The following is a 6,094-nucleotide window of genomic DNA, read 5'->3' as shown; positions in this document are numbered from 1 at the left end:
AGGCAGAGGCAGAGGCAGAGGGCCCGCCAAAGCCCGAGGAAGAGATCAAGGATCCAGTCTCGCCCGATAGCAAATTGGCGCAGGCCGCAGCACAGGCCTATCTGATGGGCCGCGAGGTCGCAGGCCAAGCCCCAGCAGCGCAACCGCTAATTTCAGCGGATCAGCAGGCGACGGTTGCGCCGCCTGCTAAGGTTTAATCACTCTGCCGCCGTAACCGAAGGGTTATTGGGGTGCGTGGTCCAATTGGCATAGTCGCCAACCTTGTGCCCCGTGCGCGCATCAACAGCTCCCTTTGGCAGCTCGACCATGGTGATGCAATTCTCGACCGGGCAGACGTTCACACAAAGGTTGCAGGCAACGCATTCGTCGTCCTTGACGGTAAAGGTGCGATCCTCTGACATCGCAATCGCCTGATGGCTGGTGTCTTCGCAAGCGGCATAGCAGCGGCCGCATTTGATACAATCATCCTGTGAAATCTGCGCCTTGGCGACATAATTCAGGTTCAGGAACTGCCAATCGGTGACATTGGGCACCGCGCGGCCAATCAGATCGGCGGTCGAGTGCATCGCCTTTTCGTCCATATATTGCGACAGGCCCGAGATCATTTCCTGCACGATCTTAAAGCCATAGGTCATCGCCGCTGTGCAAACCTGCACATTGCCCGCCCCCAGCGCCATGAATTCCGCCGCATCGCGCCACGTCGTCACGCCGCCAATGCCCGAAATCGGCAGCCCGCGCGTCGCCTCGCTGCGGGCAATCTCGGCCACCATATTCAGCGCAATCGGCTTGACCGCAGGGCCGCAATAGCCGCCATGGGTGCCCTTGCCGTCAATCATCGGCTCGGGGCTGAAATCATCCAGATTGACCGAAGTGATCGAATTGATTGTGTTGATCAACGAGACCGCATCCGCCCCGCCGCGCTTTGCCGCCTCGGCCGGTTTGCGGATGTCGCTGATATTAGGCGTTAATTTCACGATACAGGGCATGCGCGAATGGGTCTTCACCCAGCGCGTCACCATCTCGATATATTCAGGCACCTGCCCCACAGCCGAGCCCATGCCGCGTTCGGCCATGCCATGCGGGCAGCCAAAGTTCAGCTCGACCCCATCGGCCTCGGTATCCTCGATCCGCGCTAGAATATCCTTCCAGCTTTCCTCATCGCAAGGCACCATCAGGCTGATGATCATCGCGCGGTCTTTGTAATCGCGCTTGACCGATTTGATCTCGCGCAGGTTCACCTCCAGCGGGCGGTCGGTGATCAGCTCGATATTGTTCAGCCCAAGCAGCCTGCGATCGGCCCCCCAAATCGCGCCATAGCGCGGGCCGTTGACGTTCACCACCGGCGGCCCTTCAGAGCCAAGGGTTTTCCAAACCACGCCGCCCCAACCGGCCTCAAAGGCGCGGCGGACGTTATATTCCTTATCCGTCGGCGGCGCAGAGGCGAGCCAGAACGGGTTGGGCGACTTAATTCCGATGAAGTTTGTTGTCAGATCTGCCATGTCAAAACCCTTTTCAACGCGCTTTAGCGCATCGCCCCCTTCAAATAGGCGCTGATCTCTTCGGCGGCGTCGCGGCCCTCGGCCACCGCCGTCACGGTCAGATCTTCGCCCCCTGTGGCACAATCGCCGCCCGCCCACACCGGACCGGCCCGCTTGACCAGTTTTGCGCCATCCTTGGCGATAAAGCTGTCTGTCAAAGTCTGTCCAATCGCCTTAAACACTTGATCAGCTTGCAAAATAAAGCGTTCGCCCAGCTCCAAGCCGTTTGCTCCCTGATGGGTGTAGGCAAATTCTACCGCCTGCACGTTGCCCTCACCCATCAGCCGTACCGGCGCCGCGCCATAGATAATGCGCACCCCAGCCGCCGTGGCGTGGTCTTGCTCATAAGCGCTTGCGCTCATCCGATCTTTGCCGCGCCGATAGACCATTGTGACCGAATTTGCGCCCAAAAGCTTGGATTGTACCGCCGCATCCACTGCCGTCATGCCCCCGCCAATCACCACCACATCGCGACCGATGGGAAGGCTGGATTTATCAGCAGTCTGGCGCAACTCGGCAATGAAATCGACGGCAGTACGCACACCTTGCAGATCCTCGCCCACAGCGTGCAGCGCATTGACGCCGCCCAAACCTATCGCCAAAAACACCGCGTCAAACTCGGCCTGCAAATTTGCCAATTCGATGTCGCGCCCCAGCCGCATGCCGGTTCTCACAGTGATTCCCCCGATTTGCAGCAGCCATGCCACCTCACGCGCGGCAAAATCATCTGCCGTTTTATAGGTGGCGATGCCGTATTCATTCAGCCCGCCAGCCTTTTCACGCGCCTCAAAAATCACCACCTCGTGGCCATGCAGCGCCAAACGGTGCGCGCAGGCAAGCCCCGCAGGCCCCGCCCCCACCACGGCAACCCGCTTGCCCGTAGGCGCCGCGCGGGCAAAGGGATGCACGCCCTTTGCCATCAACCCGTCGGTGGCAAAGCGTTGCAGACGGCCAATTTCCACCGGCTTGCCTTCGGCCACTTCGCGGACGCAGACCTCTTCGCACAGCTGTTCGGTCGGGCAAACCCGCGCGCACATGCCCCCCAGAATGTTTTGCGAAAAGATCGTCTTAGCCGCCGCATCCGAGGTGCCCGTCGCGATTTGGCGAATGAACAGCGGAATGTCGATCGAGGTCGGACAGGCCGTCATGCAAGGCGCGTCATGACAGAAATAGCAGCGATCAGCTGCCACCCGCGCCTCGTGCGGGGCCAAAACCGGCTGAAGGTCGGCAAAATTCTGGGCATAGGCCTCGGCACCCAAACGCTGGGCCGCAACACCTGCCGTCAAAGGGCTGTTAGACAAGACAAAGCCTCCCTTGGCATCTTTCATTTCAGAAAGGCTGGCACAGCTTTATTTTTTTATCAAATGGTAAATTTTGATTTTTGCCAGATTTATTACCCTGAAAATCCGCTGCTGAAATCTTGGGCCTTTTTTCTGCCGCCAGCCTGACGTATAGGAAGGATAGAAATTGCGGAGGTTGGCCCCTTCCGCGAGAGAGCAATGACGCCAACAGGGGACGGCATGAGCAAACAATCTTCCGACGCAGACGTAGCGTTTATCTCGGCTCTGGCAGAGCTGTTGAACAAAAATGAGCTGACCGAGATTTCGGTAAAGCGCGAATACGGCGAGGCGGACAGCCTGGATGTGCGCGTGGTCAAGCAATCGACCGTGGTGCAGATGGCGCAAGCAGCCCCCGTGCAATACGCAGGCGCAGCCGCGGCCGCAGCCCCCGCAGCCGCGGCGGCCGCTGTAAATGACGATCCTGCCCAGCATCCTGGTGCGGTGACGTCACCTATGGTTGGCACCTGCTATATGGCCGCCGAGCCTGGCGCCACGCCTTTTGCAAGCATTGGCATGGCCGTGACCGAAGGCCAGACCGTGTTGATCATCGAAGCGATGAAAACCATGAACCACATCCCTGCCCCGCGCGCTGGCACGGTCAAGCGGATTTTGGTTGGCGATGGCACCGCCGTGGAATTCGGCGCACCGCTGATGATCATCGAGTAAGCGCATGTTCGATAAAATCCTGATCGCCAATAGGGGCGAAATCGCCCTTCGCGTGATCCGCGCCGCGCGGGAAATGGGGATCAAATCGGTCGCCGTGCATTCCACTGCCGACGCGGATGCAATGCATGTGCGCATGGCCGACGAATCCGTTTGCATTGGCCCTGCCTCTTCGACCCTCAGCTATCTGAACAAGGCGGCGATCATCTCGGCTTGCGAGATTACCGGCGCGCAGGCTGTGCATCCGGGCTATGGCTTTTTGTCGGAAAACGCTGCGTTTTCGCAGGCTTTGCACGATCACGGCATCACCTTTATTGGCCCAACGGCGGAACATATCCGCATTATGGGCGATAAGATCACCGCCAAGGAAACCGTCAAAGCGCTTGGCATTCCCGTGGTGCCCGGCTCGGAAGGTGGCGTGCCAGACTTTGAAACCGCAATTGGGGTTGCCGCAGCCATTGGCTTTCCGGTGATCATCAAGGCCACCGCAGGCGGTGGCGGGCGCGGCATGAAGGTTGCCAAAAACGCCGAAGAGCTGGAGGTTGCCTTCCGCACCGCCCGCGCGGAATCGAAAGCGGCTTTTGGCAACGACGAAGTCTATATCGAGAAATACCTGCAAAAGCCGCGTCACATCGAGATTCAGGTCTTTGGCGATGGCAAAGGCAATGCGGTGCATCTGGGCGAGCGTGACTGCTCGTTGCAGCGCCGCCACCAGAAAGTGTTTGAGGAGGCTCCGGGCCCCGCGATCACCCCTGCGCTGCGCGCCAAAATCGGCAAGGTCTGCGCCGATGCTGTGGCGAAAATCAACTATATCGGCGCAGGCACGGTTGAGTTCTTGTATGAAGACGGCGAGTTCTTTTTCATCGAGATGAACACGCGTTTGCAGGTCGAACATCCGGTGACCGAAGCGATCTTTGGCGTCGATCTGGTGCGCGAACAGATCCGCGTTGCCGCTGGCCTGCCGATGTCCTTTACGCAAGACGAGCTGGAAATCAACGGCCACGCCATCGAGGTGCGCATCAACGCCGAAAAGCTGCCGAATTTCTCGCCCTGCCCCGGCAAGGTCAAGATGTTCCATGCGCCCGGCGGCTATGGCGTGCGGATGGATTCGGCGCTTTATTCCGGCTATTCGATCCCGCCCTATTACGACAGTTTGATTGGCAAGCTGATCGTGCATGGCCGCGACCGCCCCGAGGCTTTGGCGCGTTTGCACCGCGCTTTGGGCGAATTGGTGGTGGATGGTGTCGAGACCACTGTGCAGCTGTTTGATGCGCTTTTGGCTGAACCTGACATCCAATCGGGCGATTACAACATTCACTGGCTGGAAAAATGGCTGGAAAAACAGTTCGGTTGATCTTGCACAGGGCGCCTTCGGGCGCCCTTTTGCAGCCATGACCCAAAACATCACCCCCGAGATTTTGCTGCGCGCCTATGCGATGGGGGTGTTTCCCATGGCCGAAAGCAGCACCTCGACGGACATTCGCTGGGTCGAGCCGCGCCAGCGTGGGGTGTTCGCGTTAGACAGCTTTCACATCTCGCGCAGCCTTGCCCGCCATATTCAGCGCAGCGATTGGGTGATCCGCACCGACAGCGCTTTTGCCCAGACTGTCGCCGCCTGCGCTGACCGCCCCGAAACCTGGATCAACGCCGAGATTACCGCGCTGTATCAAGCGCTTTATCACATGGGCCACGCCCATAGTCTTGAGGTCTGGGAGGGCGACGCGCTGATTGGCGGGGTTTACGGCGTAACGCTGGGGGCTGCGTTCTTTGGCGAAAGCATGTTTTCGCGCCGCACCAATGCCTCAAAAACCGCGCTGGCCTATCTGGTGCATCGACTGCGGGCGGGTGGCTTTACGCTGTTTGACACCCAGTTTCTGACGCCGCATCTGGCCTCGCTGGGTGCAACCGAGATCAGCCGCGCCGCCTATCAGCGCCAGCTGCGCGCGGCGCTGGCGGCAACCGCCAGCTTTGACCCCTTAGGTTATCCGCCGCTGCCATCCGCAGGGGCAGTTTCCACATCGGGCAAGACCAGATCGGCGACATCGCAGCGCAGGGGCCAAACGTCGTAGCGCGGATGATCCAGCGCCGAAAGCGCGGGGCTTGAGGCGGTCATCCAACCGTCAAAATCTGGCGTGGTCGATGCGGCATCCAGAATTGTCAGATGCACAAAGGCTTCTTGGGCGGGGTTTTCAAGATAGTAGCGGCAGTCATCCATCCGCACCGTCAAACGACCGATGGTCTTGGATTGCCCCTGCGCCAGCGTCAGATCGCTGACCTCTCCAGTCAGCTTGTCCAGCACCCGCAGCTTGGCAGCCGCCGCATCTGCGACCTCTTGTGCAAGGGCAGGCGTGGCAACCAGCAGCAAAAGCGCCAAAAGTCGCGTCATGGCGCGGCGGGGTCTGACTTGCCGCCAGAGACAAATTTCATCAGCAGGCTGATCAGGCTGACAGAGCCCTGAGTGTCTTCGATTGACGCACCAGCGACAAGATTGTCTGACGACCCGCCCGGCTGGATTTCGACAAAATTGCCGCCCAGCAGACCTTCCGAGGAAAT

The 6,094-nt window shown here is 59.5% G+C and carries 7 protein-coding genes and 1 pseudogene; 4 read left to right on the top strand and 4 right to left on the bottom strand.

From position 1 onward, the window contains the following. Nucleotides 1-197 (top strand): hypothetical protein (locus V7Q10_RS12475; RefSeq protein ID WP_333869438.1); only part of this gene is annotated, 197 nt, incomplete at its 5' end. Here the strand turns inward: V7Q10_RS12475 and preA are convergent. Then, complete coding sequence (gene preA, locus V7Q10_RS12470; RefSeq protein WP_333869437.1) at nucleotides 198-1,499, bottom strand: NAD-dependent dihydropyrimidine dehydrogenase subunit PreA; 1,302 nt, start codon at nucleotides 1,497-1,499, stop codon at nucleotides 198-200. Nucleotides 1,500-1,522: 23 nt separating this feature from the next. Then, nucleotides 1,523-2,866, bottom strand: coding sequence for an NAD(P)-dependent oxidoreductase (locus tag V7Q10_RS12465; RefSeq protein WP_442885868.1), 1,344 nt, complete (start codon nucleotides 2,864-2,866; stop codon nucleotides 1,523-1,525). 192 nt (nucleotides 2,867-3,058) lie between these two features. Here V7Q10_RS12465 and accB point away from each other — a divergent pair, with 192 nt between their 5' ends. Genes accB through aat form a run of 3 tightly spaced genes read left to right on the top strand, consistent with a single transcriptional unit; the run spans nucleotide 3,059 to nucleotide 5,610 of the window. After that, nucleotides 3,059-3,544 carry an acetyl-CoA carboxylase biotin carboxyl carrier protein gene (gene accB, locus V7Q10_RS12460; RefSeq protein WP_333869435.1) on the top strand — a complete coding sequence of 162 codons (486 nt, stop codon included), beginning with the start codon at nucleotides 3,059-3,061 and terminating at the stop codon, nucleotides 3,542-3,544. A 4-nt stretch (nucleotides 3,545-3,548) separates the two neighbouring features. Next, a complete protein-coding gene (gene accC / locus V7Q10_RS12455) occupies nucleotides 3,549-4,895 on the top strand; it encodes an acetyl-CoA carboxylase biotin carboxylase subunit (RefSeq protein ID WP_333869434.1) in 1,347 nt (448 codons plus the stop codon). Between the two features lie 37 nt (nucleotides 4,896-4,932). Continuing rightward, nucleotides 4,933-5,610 (top strand): leucyl/phenylalanyl-tRNA--protein transferase, encoded by a 678-nt coding sequence (gene aat / locus V7Q10_RS12450; protein ID WP_333869433.1) that lies wholly within the window; start codon nucleotides 4,933-4,935, stop codon nucleotides 5,608-5,610. On the opposite strand, the gene V7Q10_RS12445 is transcribed toward aat, so the two are convergent. Beyond that, the gene (locus tag V7Q10_RS12445) at nucleotides 5,523-5,927 is read right to left on the bottom strand and encodes a DUF2155 domain-containing protein (RefSeq protein ID WP_333869432.1); all 405 of its coding nucleotides are present in this window, start codon (nucleotides 5,925-5,927) and stop codon (nucleotides 5,523-5,525) included. The two genes, aat and V7Q10_RS12445, sit on opposite strands and share 88 nt — an antisense overlap. After that, nucleotides 5,924-6,094: pseudogene (locus V7Q10_RS12440) on the bottom strand (outer membrane lipid asymmetry maintenance protein MlaD); the annotation flags it as partial. The gene V7Q10_RS12445 and the pseudogene V7Q10_RS12440, both read right to left, overlap by 4 nt.

Source organism: Cypionkella sp., from assembly GCF_036782355.1.
In the GTDB taxonomy this organism is placed as follows: domain Bacteria; phylum Pseudomonadota; class Alphaproteobacteria; order Rhodobacterales; family Rhodobacteraceae; genus Cypionkella.
The sequence above is the reverse complement of the archived record's forward strand: the minus strand, read 5'-3'. Positions and strand labels throughout refer to the sequence as shown.

Excerpts from the sequence above, each read along its gene's own strand:
- accC (WP_333869434.1), top strand. The coding sequence starts at position 3,549 with ATGTTCGATAAAATCCTGATCGCCAATAGGGGCGAAATCGCCCTTCGC.
- V7Q10_RS12465 (WP_442885868.1), bottom strand. The coding sequence starts at position 2,866 with ATGAAAGATGCCAAGGGAGGCTTTGTCTTGTCTAACAGCCCTTTGACG.
- V7Q10_RS12445 (WP_333869432.1), bottom strand. The coding sequence starts at position 5,927 with ATGACGCGACTTTTGGCGCTTTTGCTGCTGGTTGCCACGCCTGCCCTT.
- preA (WP_333869437.1), bottom strand. The coding sequence starts at position 1,499 with ATGGCAGATCTGACAACAAACTTCATCGGAATTAAGTCGCCCAACCCG.
- aat (WP_333869433.1), top strand. The coding sequence starts at position 4,933 with ATGACCCAAAACATCACCCCCGAGATTTTGCTGCGCGCCTATGCGATG.
- accB (WP_333869435.1), top strand. The coding sequence starts at position 3,059 with ATGAGCAAACAATCTTCCGACGCAGACGTAGCGTTTATCTCGGCTCTG.